The sequence below is a fragment of the Polluticoccus soli genome (genome assembly GCF_029269745.1).
GTDB lineage: Bacteria > Bacteroidota > Bacteroidia > Chitinophagales > Chitinophagaceae > Polluticoccus > Polluticoccus soli.
Window position 1 is genome coordinate 1,765,337 of record NZ_JARJHT010000001.1, and the last position, 22,615, is coordinate 1,787,951.

14 protein-coding genes are annotated in these 22,615 nt (G+C 45.8%); 10 read left to right on the top strand and 4 right to left on the bottom strand.

The window, feature by feature from the left end:
• From ccoN to P2W83_RS07795, 7 genes are all read left to right on the top strand, one after another.
• Positions 1-2,202, top strand: a complete 2,202-nt coding sequence (gene ccoN / locus P2W83_RS07765) for a cytochrome-c oxidase, cbb3-type subunit I (protein WP_276133145.1) — start codon at positions 1-3, stop codon at positions 2,200-2,202.
• 18 nt (positions 2,203-2,220) lie between these two features.
• Positions 2,221-2,415, top strand: a complete 195-nt coding sequence (locus P2W83_RS07770; RefSeq protein WP_276133146.1) for a CcoQ/FixQ family Cbb3-type cytochrome c oxidase assembly chaperone — start codon at positions 2,221-2,223, stop codon at positions 2,413-2,415.
• Between the two features lie 4 nt (positions 2,416-2,419).
• Positions 2,420-3,562, top strand: a complete 1,143-nt coding sequence (locus P2W83_RS07775; RefSeq protein WP_276133147.1) for a cbb3-type cytochrome c oxidase N-terminal domain-containing protein — start codon at positions 2,420-2,422, stop codon at positions 3,560-3,562.
• Between the two features lie 31 nt (positions 3,563-3,593).
• Complete coding sequence (gene ccoG, locus P2W83_RS07780; RefSeq protein WP_276133148.1) at positions 3,594-4,997, top strand: cytochrome c oxidase accessory protein CcoG; 1,404 nt, start codon at positions 3,594-3,596, stop codon at positions 4,995-4,997.
• A 10-nt stretch (positions 4,998-5,007) separates the two neighbouring features.
• Positions 5,008-5,457: a FixH family protein gene (locus P2W83_RS07785; protein WP_276133149.1), complete on the top strand. Its 450-nt coding sequence runs from the start codon at positions 5,008-5,010 to the stop codon at positions 5,455-5,457.
• Positions 5,457-6,164: a sulfite exporter TauE/SafE family protein gene (locus P2W83_RS07790; protein ID WP_276133150.1), complete on the top strand. Its 708-nt coding sequence runs from the start codon at positions 5,457-5,459 to the stop codon at positions 6,162-6,164. Before P2W83_RS07785 ends, P2W83_RS07790 begins: the two co-directional genes overlap by 1 nt.
• Before the next feature lie 93 nt (positions 6,165-6,257).
• The gene (locus tag P2W83_RS07795; RefSeq protein ID WP_276133151.1) at positions 6,258-6,602 is read left to right on the top strand and encodes a hypothetical protein; all 345 of its coding nucleotides are present in this window, start codon (positions 6,258-6,260) and stop codon (positions 6,600-6,602) included.
• Between the two features lies 1 nt (position 6,603).
• Here P2W83_RS07795 and P2W83_RS07800 read toward each other — a convergent pair whose 3' ends face one another.
• The gene (locus tag P2W83_RS07800; protein ID WP_276133152.1) at positions 6,604-7,659 is read right to left on the bottom strand and encodes a response regulator; all 1,056 of its coding nucleotides are present in this window, start codon (positions 7,657-7,659) and stop codon (positions 6,604-6,606) included.
• Positions 7,656-8,816 (bottom strand): PAS domain-containing sensor histidine kinase, encoded by a 1,161-nt coding sequence (locus P2W83_RS07805; protein ID WP_276133153.1) that lies wholly within the window; start codon positions 8,814-8,816, stop codon positions 7,656-7,658. Before P2W83_RS07805 ends, P2W83_RS07800 begins: the two co-directional genes overlap by 4 nt.
• Before the next feature lie 501 nt (positions 8,817-9,317).
• On the opposite strand from P2W83_RS07805, the gene glgX reads away from it, so the two are divergent.
• From glgX to treY, 3 genes are read left to right on the top strand one after another with little or no spacing between them, the layout of a single operon-like run.
• Positions 9,318-11,441, top strand: a complete 2,124-nt coding sequence (glgX, locus tag P2W83_RS07810; RefSeq protein WP_276133154.1) for a glycogen debranching protein GlgX — start codon at positions 9,318-9,320, stop codon at positions 11,439-11,441.
• A gap of 1 nt (position 11,442) precedes the next feature.
• Entirely contained in the window at positions 11,443-13,269 is a 1,827-nt protein-coding gene (gene treZ, locus P2W83_RS07815) for a malto-oligosyltrehalose trehalohydrolase (RefSeq protein ID WP_276133155.1), read from the top strand.
• 1 nt (position 13,270) lies between these two features.
• Positions 13,271-17,287, top strand: a complete 4,017-nt coding sequence (treY, locus tag P2W83_RS07820; protein ID WP_276133156.1) for a malto-oligosyltrehalose synthase — start codon at positions 13,271-13,273, stop codon at positions 17,285-17,287.
• A 3-nt stretch (positions 17,288-17,290) separates the two neighbouring features.
• Here treY and glgB read toward each other — a convergent pair whose 3' ends face one another.
• Both glgB and treS read right to left on the bottom strand, forming a co-directional pair.
• Positions 17,291-19,279: a 1,4-alpha-glucan branching protein GlgB gene (glgB, locus tag P2W83_RS07825; RefSeq protein WP_276133157.1), complete on the bottom strand. Its 1,989-nt coding sequence runs from the start codon at positions 19,277-19,279 to the stop codon at positions 17,291-17,293.
• 1 nt (position 19,280) lies between these two features.
• Positions 19,281-22,610 carry a maltose alpha-D-glucosyltransferase gene (treS, locus tag P2W83_RS07830; RefSeq protein WP_276133158.1) on the bottom strand — a complete coding sequence of 1,110 codons (3,330 nt, stop codon included), beginning with the start codon at positions 22,608-22,610 and terminating at the stop codon, positions 19,281-19,283.
• Between the last annotated feature and the right edge of the window lie 5 nt (positions 22,611-22,615).

Consider the following 22,615-nt stretch of genomic DNA (forward strand, 5'->3'; position numbering starts at 1 on the left):
ATGAGTTCTTCTCTCACGTCAAACCAATTAGCCGAAAGCGTACAGGCCCACGGGATGAAAATTCCCACCGGAAACGACCAACTCGACAAATTCTATTACGACAATAAAATAGTGAAGTGGTTTGCTTACGCAACCGTCTTTTGGGGACTAGTTGGTATGCTGGCAGGTTTGATGGCCGCCATGCAACTGGTATTCCCTGAGCTGAACTTTGGAGTCGCACAAACCTCTTTTGGACGCGTGCGTCCGGTGCATACCAACGCGGTGATATTCGCCTTCGTTGGTAACGGTATTTTCATGGGCGTGTATTATTCGTTGCAGCGCCTGTGTAAAGCCAGGATGTTTAGCGATAAGCTGAGTAAGATACATTTCTGGGGCTGGCAATCGGTTATCGTTCTGGCGGCGATTACACTACTGGCAGGTTATACTACCGGTAAAGAATACGCCGAATTAGAATGGCCGATAGACATCCTGATCACGCTGATCTGGGTAGCTTTTGGCTGGAATATGTTTGGTACGATCATGAAACGCCGCGAGCGTCACCTGTATGTAGCCATCTGGTTCTACATCGCTACGTTTGTTACTGTGGCCATGCTGCACATCGTTAACTCATGGGAGATACCATTCAGCTGGATGAAGTCTTACTCATGGTATGCAGGTGTACAGGATGCCTTGGTTCAGTGGTGGTACGGTCACAACGCGGTAGCGTTCTTCCTGACTACCCCGTATCTCGGCCTTATGTACTACTTCCTGCCTAAGGCAGCGAATCGCCCAGTATATTCTTACAGGCTTTCTATTATCCACTTCTGGGCGCTCACTTTTATCTATATCTGGGCTGGTCCTCACCACTTGTTATATACTGCACTTCCAGACTGGGCACAGTCACTGGGTACGGTATTCTCTGTAATGCTGCTGGCGCCATCGTGGGGCGGTATGCTGAACGGTCTTTTGACGCTACGTGGTGCCTGGGATAAAGTACGTGAAGACGTTGTACTGAAGTTTATGGTAGTTGCGATAACTGCATACGGCATGGCGACATTTGAAGGCCCTATGCTAAGTCTGAAGAACGTAAATGCTATCAGCCACTTTACAGATTGGACCATCGCTCACGTACACGTTGGGGCACTGGGTTGGAACGGCTTCCTCACCTTCGGCGTATTGTACTGGCTGATCCCGAGAATATTCAGGACAGAACTGCATTCTACCAAAATGGCTAACTGGCATTTCTGGATCGGTACGCTAGGTATCATTTTCTATGCAGTGCCTATGTACTGGGCCGGTTTCATGCAAAGCCTTGCATGGGCTGAGTTCACTCCAGAAGGTCAACTGAAGTACCAATTCATGGAAACGGTGACTTCTATGAAACCGTTCTATGCAATGCGCGGCCTGGGGGGTACACTTTACCTCATTGGTGCAGTGATGATGGGCATCAACTTGTACAAAACCGTTAAGAAAGGTAAAGCAGTAGATGACGAAGCTGCAGAAGCGGCACCACTGTCGAAGGTATATATTGAACACGGTAAACACCACTGGCACCGCTGGATAGAAAGGAAGCCGGTGCAAATGATGGTAGGCAGCCTGATCGTAGTAATGATCGGTGGCGCTATCGAGATCATCCCGACGTTCATGGTTAAATCGAATGTTCCGACGATCGCGAGTGTGAAGCCATATACCCCGCTTGAACTGGCAGGCCGCGATATCTATGTTCGCGAGGGTTGCTACACTTGTCACAGTCAAATGGTGCGTCCGTTCCGTAGCGAGGTAGCGCGTTATGGTGAATACTCAAAAGCCGGGGAGTTTGTATACGATCACCCGTTCCAATGGGGTAGTAAACGTACCGGCCCCGACTTGGCACGTGTAGGCGGTAAATATCCGGACAGCTGGCATTACAACCACATGTTCGAGCCTTCAAGCATGTCGCCCGGTTCTATCATGCCTAACTATCCATGGTTATTCGAGAATGATATGGATATGGACATAATGGGTGCCAAGATCAGGGCTATGCAAACGCTGGGCGTTCCTTATCCTAAAGGCTTCGACGAAATAGCGAAAGGCGAAATGATGAAGCAGGCGAAAACTGTCACAGCGAGCCTGGAGAAAGACAATATTAAGTCGAAGCCTGAAAAAGAGATCATCGCGCTTATTGCCTACCTGCAACGCATAGGTAAGGATATCAAACTGGAACAGAAAACGGCTTCTAACTAATCATTCAACTGAATAGATATGAAATTCAAACACTATCTCGAGGGCATTGCAGGTATCGGTGTATACCCGATGATCTCACTAGTAATATTCTTTGGGTTCTTTTCGCTACTTACCATTTGGGCTATAAAAGTGCGCAAGGACTATGTCAACACCATGAAGCAAATACCGCTGTCGGAAACTGAAATTGCCGGAAACCAACAAAATGCTATTTAATAACATGGACCGTATATTTAATAAAAGCACGCTGCTAATTGCTTTGCTGTCATTACCATTCCTTTCTCAGGCTGCTGAGACAGCACCTAAAGGAGGAAACTCAATCAACGTGGTGTTGGTCTCGTTGGTTACGCTCATTTTCGTGCTGTTGATCGTGATAGGTATCCTGGGTAATGTGTTGCGTCAGCTGGGTTTTGTGTATCTCGATAGGATCAAAGCCCAACGCAAATCAGGTGTATCTGCAAAAGCAATACTGTTGTTGATCAGCTTTGGAGGCCTAAGCCTATCCGCAAACGCCCAGGCAGCTGTGGATACAGCACAAGCGGCAGCGCCATTGTTCCCTTCAAGCTACAGTGGTATACAAGCAACAGAATTTTATTTCCTTGTTGGTACGATCGCGTTTGAGCTGTTGATCATAACAGCGCTGATACTTTCTATTCGAACAATAGTAAAACTGCTTAGTGCCAAACCGGAAACTAAAAAAGTGGTTGAAGCCATCGTGCGCCGTTCTTTCTGGGAGAAATTCCACAACATGGCTGCAGCAGATAAAGAAGAAGAGATAATATTGGATCATGATTATGATGGTATCAAAGAGCTGGACAACAATTTGCCGGCTTGGTGGAAATATGGGTTCTATGTAACCATCCTGGTAGCATTTGTCTATATGTATTATTACCACTTCGGTGGCGGCGGCCAAAGTTCTCTTCAGGAGTATGCAGCTGAAGTAGCGAAGGGCGAAGCGGATAAAGAGGCATACCTGGCTAAGTCTTCCAGCAACGTCGATGAGAATACTGTGAAGCTGTTGGATGCAGCCGGAATTGCCGCAGGCCAGGTTACCTTCCAAAATATGTGTGCAGCTTGTCATGCTAAAGACGGCGGCGGCGGTGTGGGTCCTAACCTGACCGACGAGTATTGGTTGCATGGTGGTAGCCTGAGTGATGTATTTAAGTCGATCAAGTACGGATGGGCAGATAAAGGCATGAAGAGCTGGAAGGATGATTTTTCACCTAAGCAAATTGCTGAGCTCGCTAGCTATGTCAAATCGCTGAAGGGTAGTAAGCCGGCCGTACCAAAAGAAAAGCAAGGAGAGTTGTACACGGAAGAAGGAGTAAAAACGGATAGTGCGCAGGTTGCGATGGTTAAGTAAGAGCTAACAAATAGGGAGAGCGGAGGCGTATATGCAAGTACAGCAGGCACAAACATCATTCAGAGACAAAGTCGCGACGGCGGACAAAGAAGGGAAGCGCATTTGGCTATTCCCAACTAAACCGAAAGGGAAATTATACAATGCCCGGACGCTTTTAAGTATTCTGTACCTGCTGGTTTTCTTCACCATGCCATTTATTAAGGTTGAAGGTCATCCGGTATTCCTGATGAATGTGCTGGAGCGGAAGTTTATCCTGTTCGGGCAAATATTCTGGCCGCAAGACTTCTTCATCTTTGGCCTGGGCATGGTGGTATTTATCGTCTTCATTGCCTTGTTTACTGTCGTGTTTGGTCGCGTATTTTGTGGCTGGGCCTGTCCGCAGACGATCTTTATGGAAATGGTATTCCGGAAGATCGAATACCTGATAGAGGGCGACGGCGCGAGGCAAAAACTGCTGGCAAAGCAACCATGGAACACTGATAAGATCATTAAAAAATTCTCTAAGTGGACTATCTTCTGGATAGTAAGCTTTCTGATCGCTAATACCTTCCTGGCCTATGTGATCGGCATCGATGAGCTAAAAACGATCATTACGGAACCTATTTCTAAACATGTTGGTGGATTTGTCGGCATTGCAATATTTACTTCGATCTTCTTCTTTGTTTATTCCTGGTTTCGCGAGCAGGTGTGCACTGTGGTATGTCCTTATGGTCGTATGCAGGGTGTACTCCTCGACAAGAATTCAATGGTCATCTCGTATGACTATGTACGCGGTGAGCGGCGCGGGAAGTTTAAAAAGAATGCGGAACGTGACCTTGGAGATTGTATTGACTGTAATCAATGTGTGAAGGTATGTCCTACCGGTATTGATATCAGGAATGGTACGCAAATGGATTGCACCAACTGCACTGCGTGTATCGATGCATGCGATGCGATGATGAAAGCAGTGGGCTTTGAAACCGGATTGATCCGTTTTGCATCTGAGAATAATATCAGCAAAAAAGAGCCGACCCGTTTTACCGGCAGAATGCGTGCCTACTCTGGTGTTATGGTGTTGCTGCTGGGGGTCTTAGTATATCTGCTGGCCAGCAGGACAGATGTAGGTATTTCAGTATTACGCACACCCGGACAACTCTACCAGGAGTTACCCGGTGGTGTATTGAGCAACTTGTACAACTATAAGCTGCTGAACAAAACCTACGCTGATAAACAATTAGAGTTCCGTCCTGAGAATTTCAAGGGTGAGATAACATTAGTAGGTGAAGAGAAACTTTTGGTCCCGAAAGAAGAATATCTGTCAGGCAGCATGTTCATAAAAATACCCCAGGCACAGGTGAAGGAAAGAAAAACACAATTGAAAATTGGCGTGTACGAAGACGGTCAGAAGATCGCCACTATTAAAACATCATTTCTCGGACCATTTTCCGGGATATAAAACATAAGCTATGAGCACTGTAAAAATTGGATGGGGCACGCGGATAGCGTTTTTATACGGAGGATTTGTCGTTATGATGGTCAGTCTTGTAATCCTGAGTATGAAACAGGATTATTCACTCGTTTCGGATGATTACTACAAAGAGGAGCTGGCCTATCAGAATACCATCGATGCCAGCAAAAATAGTTCTGCCTTATCAGAACCCGCTGCTATAAATGCATACAACAAAGAAGTTATTGTACGCTTTCCAGCCGAGTTCGCAGCTGCCAGCCTTAGCGGTACTGTTCATTTTTATAGTCCTGTGGCTACTAGCCTTGATCGTAAGTTCGACATCTCTGCAAGTGATAACATAATGCATATCGATCGTCAGCAACTGGCAGGCAATCGCTACGTGGTGAAACTGAGTTGGAGTGCTAATGGTAAAACCTATTACCAGGAAACGGATCTAAACTTGCAATAATGGAAAGCTTGGGAATAATAACGGCATTATTGATGGGCATCACGGGCAGCCTGCACTGTGCAGGTATGTGTGGACCTATCATGATGGTCATGCAGTTTCAATTCCTGGAAGGTTGGAAGCGTGCTGCGGGCATTGCGCTCTACCACTTCGGTAGAATATCGGTATATGCAATGCTTGGGGCAATATTGTTCTCTGTAAAGTCGGCTTTTACACCACATATGCAACAATATGTGTCGATCATTCTCGGCACTGCCCTGTTAATAGTAGGATTGCTCACGTTTTTGCCGAATGTTGTACGGATTAAACTACCATGGGCTGGATTTGTGACCGGATCGATCGGCAAATTTCTTGCAAAGCCAGGACTGAAGGCATTATTGATGTCGGGTATTTTGAACGGGCTTCTGCCATGTGGCTTGGTCTATATGGCATTATCTGCAAGCCTGGCAGCAGGTAGCCTCGCTGATGCGGTAGCTTACATGTATGCATTTGGCGCCGGCACTGTACCTGTGCTGGTTTTTATTACTGTATTTAAGACAAGGTTAAAGCTCTTCAGCGCGCCTTCAGTCAAACGGTTGATCCCTGTGATGATGTTTGTCTTTGGTACCTTGTTCGTTATGCGTGGGCTTAACCTAGGCATACCCATGCTCAGTCCTAAGATCACGGTGGAGCAGGCTCAGATCAAAGCAACCTGCTGTCACAAACGTTAAAATTCCGCACTGATAACAGTCAACTTTTTCATTGACCATTATTCTATTTATTTGTATTAACCAAACGTAGCTTTGAAACAATAACTGCTAAAAATGGGCTTGAACGAATTGGAAACGGAGATCGGCAACTGGTTGCAAAAGCTGGAAGGCATGCAGCTGGAGAATACCGATATGAAGACGCGCCTTGCCGATGCGGTGAAGCATGCGGTAAGCCCTTCTGCCCTGGAAGAAGCAGAGCAGTTCCAGAGCCGGTTTATTAATAAGGACACTGTTATATCCTTCATGCGTGCTGATATTAAGAAGCAGGCAAAGAAGCTCGAAAATGGTACACCGGATATCCAATCATGGCAGAACAAACTGCGTTCTGACATGGCAAAAATGGAAACCGAGTTCAATAACATGAAATCGGTTTTTACCAGCTATCTCTTGCAGCTATAAGTTAATTGATCAGGTTGCGAAGCTTTTGCGCCTGCAGGATAGTGATCACACCGCTTTTTACATCTATTAGCTTTTCATCTTTAAAATCGCCCAGCGTGCGTATGAGTGATTCTTTGGCAGTGCCTGCTATTGTTGACAGGTTGTCGCGGCTGATGTCGATGCTGAATTCTTTGCCGTCAGCTGGCTTGTACTTATCGTGTAACACAATAAGAGCATTGGCAACCTTTTTACGAAGAGAATTATACGCCAGGCCCAACAACTGGTCTTCTTTTTCCGTCACATTTTTGGCGAGCAGTCCCACAAATTTCTTTAGAATAGCAGGATTGCCATTGACAACGATTTCAAATTGTTCGCGGGGTACCATAGCTACCTCAGCATCTTCTATGGCTTCTGCGTTTTCTTTGTACGGCATTCCTTCCAATATGGCAATATGGCCAAAGAAGTCGCCTTCGCCATACAGGCCTGTTATCAGCTCTTTACCGTCATCATTTGTTTTATAGGTTTTTACCTTGCCGCTTTGCACGTAGTAAAGCCGGTAAGGTTGTCCACCATCATGGTAGATCACTTGCCTCTTTTTATAAGATGCGACTTCTGCCGTTTCAGCAAGATTTTTCACGATATCGTTGCCGCTGGCATTTATCAGCACATTTAGTCCTTCCAGTCCCGGTGATAAATGTTGTTTCAGCGCCTCGGTTTTTTTGAGGCGGCTTTCTATGGCATTCAGTAGCTCGGTACCATTGAAAGGCTTGGTCAGGTAATCATCGGCGCCCAGTTCCATTCCTTTCCGGATCTCGGCGCGTTCAGTCTTGGCTGTAAGAAATATGAAAGGTATGTGCTGTGTATCCGGGTGTTTCTGCAGCATGTGAATGACGCCATAGCCGTCCAGTTCGGGCATCATGATATCGCAAACGATGATATCAGGTTTGATTTCCATTGCCAGCGATACTCCTTTCCTGCCATCGGGTGCGGTAACGGTCTCATAGCCGGAAAGCTCGAGTATCTCGGCCATATTTTCCCTGATCTCTGTATTGTCTTCTATCAGTAAAACCTTTTTCATTTCTGAGTTTTGTCGACTTTAATAATGAATTCTGTTCCTTCGCCCAAGGTACTGTTAAATGTGATGGTTCCGTTCATAAGCTCCACATATTTAGCCACTATATGAAGTCCCAGACCGGTACCTTGAATATTCGTAACGTTCGCTCCGCGGAAGAAGCGCTCAAATAGATGCTGTTGGTCCTCCGGCGATATACCCAACCCTTTGTCTTTTATCGACAGAAGTAACGTGTTGTCTTCGTTTACCGTGCTTATATAAACCGGGCTGTTTTCCGGCGAGAACTTGATCGCGTTGGATACCAGGTTGAGCACAATGTGTTTTACAAGTGCAAGGTCGAGGAGAACCTTATTGGCACCGCTGTGTTCATAAATAATGTCCTGCCCTGGTTTGACTATAGTTTTTAGCTCGGTTACCAGTGCGGATATGGTTTCTTTTATATCGATCTCGGTAAAACGTACCTGTATCTTTCCTTCTTCTATCTTGCCAACCGATAGAAAGTCATTGAGAATGTCGGTTAACAGGTTGACGGATGATACAATGCGTTGTATGTGCTTTTCCCGTTTGGGCTGGTCCTCAGTCTTAGCATACTGGGCCAGCAAGTAGGTAGACGACAGCACGGTACTCAAAGGCGTTCTAAACTCGTGCGACGCCATTGAGACAAAACGGCTCTTCAACTCATTCAACTCTTTTTCTTTTTCCAGGGCTTCTTCCAGCGATTGGGTCCGCTCCTTTACCTTTTCCTCTAGGTCGGCATTAAGCTGTATCAGGGCGCTTTCTGACTTTTTACGTATCGTAATATCGCTGACAAAGGCAATGCTGAACATGCCGTCAAGCGTATTGTACACGCTCAGGCTCACCTCCACGGGAAATTCTGTACCGTCTTTTTTTATGGCAAACAGGTCCATCCCAGTGCCCATAGGCCTGCTATGCGGGTTGTGACCATAATACCTGTCACGGTGCTCCACATGTTTCTCCTTGTAGCGCTGCGGTATCAGTATCTCTATTTTCTTCCCTATTAGTTCGTCGACGTTATTGTAGCCAAACTGCTTCAGCGCAAACTGGTTCACCAATACAATATCGCCTTTTACATCGACAGTAATAATGCCGATAGCGGCATTATTAAAAAGCGCTTCAAATCCCTGTCTGCCGGTTAAATTCACAGTTTAATATTTCTTTAGAATGGAGTAAAGATAAATAATTCCTACTTTATATACAGTTAACAAATATCACTGATCCAGAAGGCATTAGGTTGCATGCGAGTTAAGAAAATTACGTATATTTGCTATAATAAATTTGAACTTGTGAATCCTATATCTCATCCACTATTTTTCTTACCATATTTTTATCGACCCCAGGAAGCATCCGAAATCAGACCTTTTATTTTCGACAACATTTTGTAGCAAATTGGCTGTGTAGTGCTATTCTGGCGTGAGTTAGCAGGCGCAAGGGCGAACTTGAATGTTTTAGCCAGGCAACAAACCCGCATTGTATTTCAACTAGTTAGCATTTTCTCATGTTGTGTCGGGTCCCGAGTTGTAACATTTGGCAAACCGCTGCTGAACTGTATTACTGCTTAAAAATCATGGCATACTTCTTATTACGGTTCTGTTGGATGGGTACAAGCTATCCATTAAAAAACAATTCAAGGCTGCAACTTATATATGGATACCAAAGTGTATACCGGTAATCCTTTCCCATTAGGCGCCACCTGGGATGGGAAGGGATCCAACTTCGCTATTTACTCTCAATATGCCACAGGTGTAGAACTATGCCTGTTCAATGATGTAAAGGATGAGACTGAGTCGATCAAGATAAAAATGACGGAACGGAGCGGCCACATCTGGCACGTCTATCTGCCTAAGGTGGGTCCCGGCCAACTCTACGGTTACAGGGTATCAGGGCCTTACGAACCCCATAACGGCCACCGGTTCAATGTTAATAAACTCCTGATAGACCCCAATGCTAAAGCCATTGCAGGCACTATCAACTGGCACGACTCGCTTTTTGGCTACCAGCTCGGCCATCCGGAAGAGGACCTGAGCTTTAATGCAGAGGACAGTGCGCCGTTCATGCCCAAGTGCGTGGTCATTGATCCTTCGTTTGATTGGGAGGATGACAAGCCACCCCAAACACCGTTTCACCAAACGGTTATCTATGAAGCACATGTGAAAGGTTTTACCCAACTGCACCCAGACATACCTGAAGAGATACGTGGAACCTATGCCGCCCTGGCACACCCGGTTGTTATCCAATACCTTAAAGATCTGGGCATAACGGCAATAGAGCTGATGCCGGTCCATCATTTCGTTTCCGACAGGCACCTGAAGGAGAGAGGGCTAACGAACTATTGGGGTTATAACACTATGGCTTATTATGCGCCAGATGTGCGTTACTCCAGCGGCGGCATACTTGGTGATCAGGTGGTGGAATTCAAGAATATGGTAAAGCAGTTGCACAAAGCAGGTATCGAGGTAATTCTTGATGTCGTATACAACCATACAGGGGAAGGCAACCAGATGGGGCCAACTTTATCATTCCGCGGTATTGATAACGCATCGTATTACCGCCTGACGGAGGACAGACGATACTACATGGATTTTACCGGTACGGGTAATACGCTCAATGCTATGCTGCCCAACGTATTGCGCCTTATTATGGATAGCCTGCGTTACTGGATAACGGAAATGCACGTAGACGGGTTCAGGTTTGACCTGGCAGCGGCACTTGCCCGCGAGTTGCATGATGTAGACAGGCTGAGTTCATTCTTCGATATCATTTACCAGGATCCTGTTATCTCACAGGTAAAACTGATAGCCGAGCCCTGGGACGTGGGCGAGGGCGGTTACCAGGTAGGCAACTTTCCCCATGGCTGGTCGGAGTGGAATGGCAAATACCGCGATTGCATTCGCGACTACTGGCGTGGTGCCGATAGTATGCTGGGTGAATTTGCTGAGCGGTTTACAGGTAGTTCAGACCTGTATAAAGGCGATTACCGCACGCCCACATCGAGTATCAACTTCATAACTGCTCACGATGGATTCACTTTGCACGATCTGGTGTCCTACAACGAAAAACATAACGAGGCAAATGGGGAAAATAACAACGATGGTGAGTATCACAATCGTTCGTGGAACTGTAGTGTAGAGGGGCCAACTGATGACGAAAAGGTTGTCAAGCTCCGTAAAAAGCAACAACGCAATTTTTTGACTACCCTGTTCTTGTCGCAAGGTGTCGCTATGCTAACGGCCGGCGATGAGATAGGCCGCACACAGAAAGGAAATAATAATCCCTATTGCCAGGACAATGAGATATCATGGATCAACTGGGCAGAAGCTGACCTGGAATTGCTCGACTTTACCAAAAAACTCATTCACCTTGCGAAAGAGCATCCGGTATTTTGTCGTCGTGGTTGGTTCCAGGGATATCCTATCCGAGGTATAGGTGTCGAAGACATTGCGTGGTTTCTGCCAGACGGTACGGAAATGAGCGAGGAACACTGGAACTACTGGTATGCAAAATCGCTTGCAGTATACCTGAACGGCCAGGGCATACACGCTCTTGACCCTAATGGTGAACGTATAGTTGATGATAACTTCTACATCATCTTTAATGCGCACCATGGATCCATTGAATATAAGCTTCCCGAAGCCCGGTATGGCGATACATGGAACATGGTATTGAATACCGGTACAAACACCTTCGACGATGGAAGTACCTACACGGCCGAGCAGGTGGTCTTAGTAAAGAGCCGTTCTGTCGTAGTGCTCATAAATCCTAAAGACTAACATGGAGCAGATAAATGTTTTACAGCGCGGCATAGGCGTCAACTTCACTGATACAGGTGAAGCAAGTATTAATATTTGGGCTCCGGAAAAACAGAACGTCGAAGTGTTAGTGAATGATACCAACCGTATCGCACTGCATAAAACTGAGATTGGATATTGGCAGCTGGTAACTGATAAGATAAGGCCTGGCGACGAGTATAAACTTGTGTTGGATGATCAACAAGTATTTCCTGATCCAGCTTCGGCCTCACAACCACGCGGTCCGCATAAGGGATCAGAAGCGATAGATATAGCAGGTTACGAGTGGACCGATAACACTTGGGAAAACATTCCAGTCAAAGAGTATATCATTTATGAACTGCACACAGGCACGTTCTCTTCAGAAGGCACCTTTGAAGGCATTGAAAAAAAGCTCGATTATCTAAAAGAACTGGGAATAACCGCCATAGAGATAATGCCCATGGCACAATTTTCCGGGGCACGCAATTGGGGCTACGATGGGGTTTATCCTTTTGCTGTGCAGAACTCTTATGGAGGTGCCAATGCACTAAAGAAGTTGATTAACGAATGCCATAGAAAAGGGTTGGCTGTTATACTGGATGTTGTTTACAACCACCTTGGACCGGAAGGAAATTATCTCAGTGTTTTCGGGCCGTACTTTACAAATAAATACAGCACACCATGGGGCAGTGCTATCAATTTCGATGACGCCTGGTGCGATGGTGTGCGTCGCTATTTTATCGAGAATGTCTTGATGTGGTTTCGCGATTTCCATATCGATGCCCTACGCATGGATGCCGTGCACGCCATCAAAGACTTTAGTCCTTCACATATTTTGGAAGATATGAGGAAGTATGTAGATGAGCTGATGGTAAAAAGCGGACAGAGGCATTACCTGATCATCGAAAGCGACCTTAATGACACCCGGTTTATTGATACTGTAAAAAATCGTGGTTATGGAATGGATGCCCAGTGGACGGATGAGTTTCATCATAGCTTACGTGTAGCTACTGGTCAGGTGCAACACGGCTACTATGCTGATTTCGAAGGCTTGCCTCATCTTGCTAAAGCGTACCAGGATGCCTATGTGTACAACGGCATTTATTCTACTCATCGTAAAAAGACTTTTGGCAACAAAACCAGTCGTTACCCCGGTTGGCAGTTTATCGTATTCTCACAAAACCACGACCAGGTAGGGAACCGCATGCTCGGCGAACGGACAAGCCAACTGGTGAGTTTTGAAATGTGCAAACTGATGGTGGCAGCCGTCATGGTTAGCCCGTATATTCCATTGCTGTTTATGGGCGAAGAGTACAGTGAGTCTAATCCCTTCCTGTATTTCGTCAGCCATACAGATGCGGACTTGGTAGAGGCTGTGCGTGAAGGACGTAAAGCTGAGTTCAGCGAATTTCATGAAAAAGGAGAAGCGCCCGATCCGCAATCGGAGGACACATTCAACCGGTCTAAACTGCAATGGGACTTGATAGAACTGGAACCGCATGCAACCATGCTGAAGTATTATAGGACGCTTATTCAATTGCGAAAATCAGATTCTGTGTTTTCAAGTCTTGAACGTGGAGGCTTAGAAACACATGTCGATGAACAAAGAGAAATTTTAATCCTAAAACGGACTGTCAATAATGCCAGGCGCGTCTGTTTGATGAATTTTTCTAAGCAGATCCAGAATGTTCGCATTGATGAGGATAGCTCATTCTGGAAGATCTTTGACTCTGCAGCACCGGAATGGAACGGCAATTCGACTGCGAGCGAAACATTGGATCGTAATCTGACAATTCAACCTGAATCTATATTGATCTACGCCGGATGATATGTACAATCCAGTATCTACATACCGCATACAGTTTCATAAAGAGTTCACCTTTGATGATCTCGAACAGATAATTCCTTATTTGGCTAAGCTTGGTGTAGGCGCCATTTATGCCTCACCCATTTTTAAGGCTGTACCCGGAAGCAATCACGGTTATGATAGTGTTGACCCTTTGACCATCAACCCCGATATCGGTACCGAAGACCAACTACGAAGTATTAGCAGGAAACTAAAAGAACATGGCATAGGCTGGATACAGGACATAGTGCCGAATCACATGGCTTACCATAGCAGTAACGAGTGGCTAATGCACGTTTTAGAACACGGACCGAAGTCGGAGTATGCTCCAGTATTTGATATAGACTGGCAACAAAAACTAATGGTGCCTTTTCTTGGCGGTTCGTTGGAAGAGGCGCTTGGAAAAAATGAATTGTGTGTTGAGCGGGTAAATGACAAGCTCGTGTTGAAATATTACAAGAGTAGATTCCCCTTGCTGCCTAGTACTTATAGTACCGGCGAAGACCCTGATGAGATCAGCAACGATCAGATACGATTCAGGAAATTACTGGATGCGCAGCACTATCGCCTCTGCCATTGGCAGGAAACCGACAAACAAATAAACTACCGGCGGTTCTTCACAATTAATGGGCTCATTTGTTTGAACATACATGATGAAGCAGTTTTTAGGATATTTCATCAGAAGGTGAAAGCTTTGGTAGATGAAGGTCTATTCACCGGGTTGCGCATAGACCATATTGATGGACTGTCAGATCCAACCAAATACTTGGAAGACCTGCGATTGCTTGTAGGCGAGAATGTACCGATCGTGGTAGAAAAGATACTTGCGGCGAAAGAGCCATTGCCTTCATATTGGCCAGTAGAGGGCAGCACTGGTTATGATTTTCTTGCCTTGGTCAACAACCTTTTTACAAACACTAAAGCAAAACCGGAGTTTGCAAGATTATACAGGAAACTGACAGGGGATAACACTCCTATTGCACAGCAGATACAAGAAAAGAAAGCGCACATTCTTTTCGAGCATATGGGAGGCGAACTCCAGAATTTGTACCAGCTGTTTGTCTCTCTTGAATTAGGCGACAAAAAACTGTTTGCTGTAGCCGATAAAGATGCACTTAAACTGGCGATAGCCGAACTACTGATACAAAGTCCGGTATATAGATACTATGGTAACCGATTTCCGTTACCGTCAAAAGAAGAAGAAGCAATATGTGGTATTCTCAACAACATTCGGATAAATAAACCGGAACTACAAAAGGGTGCTGATATTTTAGAGCAGGTGTTTGTTCGCAATGTGCGTACCGGCGACGCTGAATATAATAGTAAGGTAGCTAGCTTTTACAAACGCTGCATGCAGTTTGCAGGACCACTAATGGCGAAAGGCGTAGAGGATACGTTAATGTATACCTATAATCGGTTCATCGGTCACAATGACGTCGGAGATTCACCTGACGAATTTGGCATATCCATAGAAGAGTTTCATAAAGCAATGGCTGAGCGACAGCGCAATTGGCCGCTGACGATGAACGCCACTGCAACGCACGACACTAAACGTGGCGAAGACGCGAGAGCACGGCTAAATGTACTGACCGACTTACCAGCACTTTGGAAAGAGAAAGTGGCGGAGTGGCAGAAACTAAATGCCAGTCTTAAAACCACGGACTGGCCTGATACCAATGACGAGTACTTTATTTACCAGGTACTTGTAGGTATGTATCCTTTTGATGATGGTGATACCTCGCAGATCAAACAACGACTGGATCAGTACATTGAAAAAGCATTGCGTGAAGCAAAACGCCATTCCAACTGGACGACACCTAATACAGCCTATGAAGAAGAAGCAAAAAAGTTTGCAGCCGCACAGCTTGACCCGCAAACGCCATTTTTGAATAGCTTCAACGATTTCCTTGAAAGCATTTGTGATTCCGCAATTGTGAATTCGCTTGCTCAGGTGTTGTTGAAATTTACATCTCCGGGTGTGCCAGACACTTACCAGGGAACTGAGCTTTGGGATCTCAGCCTGGTCGACCCTGATAACCGACGACCCGTCGACTTCTCGATACGCAATACATGGCTTAACGATATTGCTAACGCAGAAAATCTTGACGAATTATGGGCTAACCGTCATTCCGGCAAAATAAAACTATGGTTGATCTACCGTTTAATGAACCTGCGCAAACAATACTCTGAGCTTTTCCTCAAAGGGAAATATATTCCTATAGAAGTGAAGGGCAAGTATAGAAACCATTTGATGGCATTTATGCGCAGGTATAAAACCGAATGGTGTCTGACTGTAATTCCATTGCACACCGCCAGCATGTTGAAAGATGGCGAAGGCCTAAATGGATTTGACTGGAAGGATACACGATTGGTATTGCCGGAAAATGTACCGGCTGAGTGGTCGTCCATGGCTGGTGAAAAGCTGAAGATCGAAAAATTGGCAATTGCAGATCTGTTTGCGCAAATGCCGGTTGCACTATTGATTGCAAAGTCTGCTGAAAAGAAACGTAGTGCTGGCGTTTTGCTGGCCATTAGCTCACTGCCCTCCGACTATGGTGTGGGCGATCTTGGGCCTTATGCACACAAATTTGCACGGTTTCTTAGCCGTGGTCATCAGAAGTATTGGCAGATATTACCGCTTAATCCGACTGACGCAGGCGCTGGACACTCACCTTACAGCTCTGTTTCCAGCATGGCAGGTAATACTTTGTTGCTAAGTCCAGATATGTTGGTGGCGATGGGATTGCTCGACGAAGCCAGTGTGAAAAGAAACCATCTTCCACATAGAAACAAAGCAGACTACGCCGCAGCCGAAAGAATAAAAGCGGAGCTATTTGATGAAGCCTACAGAAATTATGTAAAAGGACAGTTCGTCCAATTGCATCACCATTGCGATAGCTTTTGCAAAAGAGAAGCTTATTGGCTGAATGATTTTGCATTGTATGTGGTGATAAAGCAAATGCAAAACAACAAGCCATGGTATGAATGGCCCGAAGAATTAAAACGACGCGATGCTGAGGCCTTGAATGCAATCAACAAGTCCCACGAAGAAGACATCAACAAAGTAAAATGGCTGCAGCTACTGTTTACGCTGCAATGGAGTGAATTGAAGGACTACTGTCATAGCCTTGGGATTGAGGTTTTTGGTGACATGCCTTTTTACGTGAGCCACGATTCGGCTGATGTATGGGCCAATCTCGAGATATTCTGCCTTGATGAAAACCTGGATATGGCCGGTGTTGCCGGGGTGCCGCCAGACTATTTTAGCGAGGACGGCCAGCTTTGGGGCATGCCCACATTTAACTGGGATGTCCTCGGTCAGCAGAACTACAGCTGGTGGATAGCCCGACTGAAGAAGAACCTGGAACTATTTGATCTGCTACGCCTCGATCATTTCCGCGCTTTTGCTGAGTATTGGGAAGTACCGGCAGGTGAAACAACCGCTAAAAACGGCGAGTGGAAAAAGGGTCCGGGTAGAGAGTTCTTTGACATCGTGAGAAAAGAGCTAGGCAGTTTGCCATTTGTAGCCGAAGATCTCGGAGATAATATGGAACCCGTGTATGCTTTGCGTGATGAACTCGGATTGCCCGGCATGCGTGTATTGCAGTTTGCTTTTGGCTCGCACATGCCAAACTCGGTTGATATACCGCACAATCATGTGCGCAACGCCATTGTATATACGGGCACGCATGATAATAACACAGCACTTGGCTGGTATCAGCAGGATGCCAACAAAGTAGATCACCATCGCTTTGAAGAGTACAATGGTACTTCTATCCGGAAGAAGGACATACACCTTGTATTGGGACGAATGGCCTATTCATCGGTTGCAGACGTAGCCATTTTACCAATGCAGGATATTCTTGGCCTCGGCGAGGAGTCGAGGATGAATACACCCGGTCTGTCATCAGACAACTGGCTGTGGAGGCTAAGCGAAAACCAACTCACTAAAGGAATAGAGAAACTTCTGCGCCGCTGGACCGAGATATATAACCGGTAGCGGCTAAAGCCAGTCGTAATCACGAACGTGTTGGAGTACGATGATGGCCAATGGAGGCAAGGTGAGTGACAATGAATGTGATCTGCCGTGTTTAGGTACAGGCATAGCTTCCCGCTCAGCTTTATTTATCAAATTACTGCCACCATATTTGCTGCTGTCAGAGTTTAGCAGTTCGCTGTAATAACCCATGCGAGGCATGCCAACGCGGTAGTTATGGCGTACTATTGGTGTGAAGTTGGCAATAAACATCAGATCGTTTTGTCTATTATGGCCTTTGCGTATCCAACTCAGCACACTGTTCTGCGAGTCGTTGAGATCTATCCATTCAAATCCTTCATGTGAGTAGTTCAGTTCATATAATGATGGCTCTTTTTTATAAAGCGCGTTCAAGTCCTGCAGAAGGGTTTGTATGCCATGGTGTGATGGATAATAGTTCTCGTGCCAGTCGAGGCTGAAGTCATGTTTCCATTCATTCCGTTGTGCGAACTCAGCTCCCATGAACAGGAGTTTAGCACCCGGATGCCCGTACATATAACAGTATAGAAGCCTCAGGTTGGCAAATTGCTGCCAGTCATCGCCCGGCATCTTGTTGATCATCGATTGTTTGCCATATACCACCTCGTCGTGCGATAAGGGTAAAGCATAGCGTTCTGTGAACGCGTAAATGATACTAAAGGTTATTTGGCCTTGGTGGTGGCAGCGGTACACTGGGTCTTTCTGAAAGTATTGCAGCGTATCGTGCATCCATCCCATCATCCATTTCATGTCAAAGCCCAATCCGCCATCAAAGGTTGGTTTGGTAACACCCGGCCATGCTGTTGATTCCTCGGCGATGGTCAATGTATCGGGGTAGTTCAGGTGTACAGCTTCGTTGAACTCTTTAAGGAAGGTGATAGCATCCAGGTTCTCACGTCCACCAAATTCGTTGGGAATCCATTCGCCTTCCTTTCTCGAGTAATCGAGATAGAGCATGGATGCAACTGCATCAACCCGAAGTCCGTCTATGTGGTATTTGTCCAGCCAGAACAGGGCATTCGAAATCAGGAAGGCTTTTACTTCGTTACGGCTGTAGTTGAAGATCAGGCTTTGCCAATCAGGGTGAAACCCTTTCCGCGGGTCATCATGTTCATATAGATGTGTGCCATCATAGTAGCTCAGCCCATGTTCATCAACAGGGAAATGTGAAGGAACCCAATCAAGTATAACACCAATACCCGTTTTATGCAGTTCATCTATAAGGTACATCAGATCCTGTGGCGATCCGTAGCGGCTTGTGGGTGCGAAGTATCCGGTTACCTGGTATCCCCATGATCCATAGAACGGATGTTCCATTACCGGCATGAATTCCACATGCGTAAAGCCCATCGCTCTGCAGTATTGCGGCAGCTCATTGGCAAGCTCTCTATAGGTCATGAACCTTTCCCCTTCTTCAGGAATACGGCGCCACGATCCAAGGTGCAGTTCATAGATCGATATGGGTTTAGCCAACCAATCCGTTTTGCCCCGTTCCTCCATCCAGTTATTGTCGCTCCATTTGTAATCCAAATTCCATGTAATACAGGATGTCTTTGGAGGTTCTTCCCAGAAATAAGCATAAGGATCGCCTTTTTCGGCAGCATAGCCAGTGTGCGAGTCGATATAATATTTATATAGCTCACCCGTATTTACACCGGGTACAAAGGCTTCCCAAATGCCCGAGCCATCCCACCGTGCATGGAGTTTATGTTGGCCTCTATCCCAATGATTAAAGTTTCCTACGATGGCTATATATTGTGCATTGGGTGCCCAGACGGCAAAGTATGTTCCCGCTTTACCGTTGTGTTCCATTGCGTGTGCACCCAGTTTTTCATACAGGCGGTAGTGTTTGCCCGCCTTGAATAACTCAATATCAAAATCTGAGAACAAGCTCGCATGATCACGAATGTTTTGTTCGTTGATGATCTCGTCGTCTTCAGCGATCAGTGATATGTTGTTCTTGTGTCGTCTCGTCATGTTATGCTAGCTGGAGTTTATTGGTCGACATAAGCGCTTTGATGCCACGTAGCGGAATGATGACCCAGTCAGGTCGGTTGTTTAGCTCGTAGTTGAGTTCGTAAATTGCTTTTTCCAGTAAATAAGTTTGCAACATGACATCAAGGTCTTCCTTGTCTTCCGGGATGAATGAGCTGCCTTTTACAGTTTCCAGGTAAGCCTGCATGAAAAAGCCGCTCATGTAGTAATACCATTGCTCTACATAAGGAGTTAATTTGTCGATGTCTTCTTTTCGCATCTGGTCATTCAGGAAGAGCCCGCCGTAAGCAGCATAATGGAAAGAACGGATCATGCCGGCTACGTCACGCAAGGGGGAACGTTTTAACCTACGTTCGCTATAGCTGCGTGCAGGTTCCCCTTCAAAATCAAGTATCACAAAGTCCTTGCCTGTAAACAATACTTGTCCCAAATGATAGTCGCCATGTATTCGGATCTTTACCGCATCCAATTTCTTCCTGTATATCTTTTTCAGTTCCGCCAGAATATCCTCTTTCATTCCCATGACAGCTTCGGTCTCTTTTCGAACATTGTCAGGGAGTCGCTTAAGCGAACGACTTGCACTCTGAAAAGTGCTGCGTACCAACGATTGGAATGACGAGAACAACGAACGCTGATAGTGCAGCGAAAACAACTCCGGCTTAAAATCAGGATCAGTACCTGATGCCAACGCTAAATGCATCTGGCCGGTCCGTACGCCCAGTAGCCGTGCCCGTTCTGCCGCAGGTCCTTCCAGCAATTCTTTCATTTGCTCTGGTATATGATCGTAGCTTATGGGGTCGGTCAGGTTGCCACCTGGAGGGAGGAAACTGTTTTCAGGTATGTGTTTAGACAGGATCTTTTCAGTAAAGTGGTTGAGCCTGTCCAGCATATATGCCCAGGCATCGCTATTGTTTTCTATTACTTCCTGCATAAGTCCCAGCACAATAGTGCCCTTGCTGAATTTCCATTCGATCGATCCGATGAGCGCAGGGACATGCTTGAACTGCGTTTGTTCTGTTAAAAATTTTATGATCTCAAGATCAGGGTTTATCACATAGTCCACCCTGCGGTATATCTTCAGGAAGAACCTGTTGTCGTAAATAATGGAATTGTTACTCTGCTCGGCTGAAAGGATCCTGGGTTTGATCTTCTTTTGTTCTTTATGGTACTTCTTTAGCTCCTTATTGCCGAGAAATTGAACATCACTGCCTTTTAAACTAATATCCTGGTTGCCCGCCATGTTTCCGATCAGCGCCAATTGGTAACAGTGATCATACAGGGCATCGTAAAGAATACCATCATCGCCCCCAGTTCTCATGCGTGCGATGACCGCCTGTGGATAGTTTGACTTTATCTTTTCTGCAGCCTCATCTTTACCAAATGTTATAGGTAGCTGATAAAATTCAGGTAGCCCACTTTGATAGACGACTTCAACTATCAGGATGTGCACGGAACCGTGCTCGGTTGGAATTGGCGCATGGTCTATAACTTTTACTCCTTGCAATACCCTGCTTTTGCCACCAAACCAGCGCACCTTCATCAAATAATCTGGCAGGATGCTGTTTTCGAACTCTTCCAGCATCCGTCCCTCCAGCAGATCCGTCCAGCGCTTTAATTGAAATTCCGGCAATGTTTTCTTTTCATCCAACTTTGCATGTACCTGCTGTAGGGCAAACCACTGGCAATCGTGAGGGCCCAATGTAAAAAAGTATGAATGGTCTTCTTTTACTGATGGGAACTTGTTTTTGCTGAAAACTTCGATTGGCTGATACCCTTTATATTCATTAAGGTCAAGCTCCACTGGTTGTATATAGCGCGATAAGTTGGCAATCACCAACATGGTTTCACCTTCGTATGTGCGGGTAAAGGCCAGTATCTTAGGATTCTCACTATGAATGAATTTCATATCGCCGCGGCCAAAAGCCTGGTATTTCTTGCGTGTGTTGATGATGCGTTTCATCCACCAAAGCAATGAAGAGCTATTTCGACGTTGGATATCTACATTCACAGATTCATAATGATATTCGGGATCGAGTATTACGGGCAAATAGAGCTTGTGGGGGTTAGCTTCTGAAAAACCAGCATTATGGCCATCACTCCACTGCATTGGTGTACGTACTCCATCGCGGTCACCCAGGTAGAAATTGTCGCCCATGCCTATCTCGTCTCCATAATATATGACTGGTGTGCCGGGTAGCGAGAATAGGAGGTAATTCAGTAATTCTATTTTTTTCCTATTATTATTCATCAGAGGCGCCAACCTGTGACGGATACCAAGATTGATCCTCGCCTTTGGGTCTTTTACATACACTTTATACATGTAGTCACGTTCTTCATCCGTAACCATTTCCAGTGTCAGCTCGTCGTGATTGCGGAGAAAGATAGCCCACTGGCAAGTGTCGGGTATCTCCGGTGTTTGATCAAAAATGTCTGTTATTGGATACCGGTCTTCCATTTGCAGCGCCATGAACATCCGTGGCATTACCGGGAAGTGGTAGTTCATGTGGCACTCGTCTGCGTTACCGAAATATGATGCGGAATCTTCTGGCCACATATTGGCCTCGGCCAGCAATAGTGTACCCGGATAGTTACCATCAACATGTTTCCTCAGCTTTTTCAGGAACTGGTGGGTTTCAGGTAGGTTCTCGCAATTGGTGCCTTCACGCTCAAACAAATATGGCACAGCATCCAGCCTGAAACCGTCCACGCCCATTTTGCACCAATAGTCTATGATCCTGAATACTTCTTCCTGTACCAGCGGATTGTCGTAGTTCAGATCTGGCTGATGATAAAAAAAGCGGTGCCAATAGTATTGCTGCGCCACAGGGTCCCACGTCCAGTTCGAAGCTTCAAAATCCTGGAAGATGATGCGTACTTCACTAAACTGGTGTGGATCATCGGTCCACACATAATAGTCGCGGAACGTGGATCCTTTTGGAGACCTGCGCGCACGTTGAAACCAGGGGTGTTGATCGGAGGTGTGATTGATAACGAGCTCCGTGATCACTTTTAGATCGCGTTTGTGTGCCTCTGCCAGGAAATGTTTGAACTGTTTGATATCACCGTACGAAGGGTTGATACTGTAGTAGTCGGCAATATCATAGCCATCGTCTTTTAAGGGTGACGGATAAAAAGGCAAAAGCCATATAGCTGTAACACCAAGATTTTGAAGGTAATCCAGTTTTTCAAGCAATCCCTGGAAATCACCGATGCCATCATTGTCACTGTCTGCAAATGCTTTTATATGCAGCTCGTAAATGATCGCATCTTTGTACCAGTGCAGCTTGTCGTCCAGTGTTCTTTTCTCAGCCATATTTA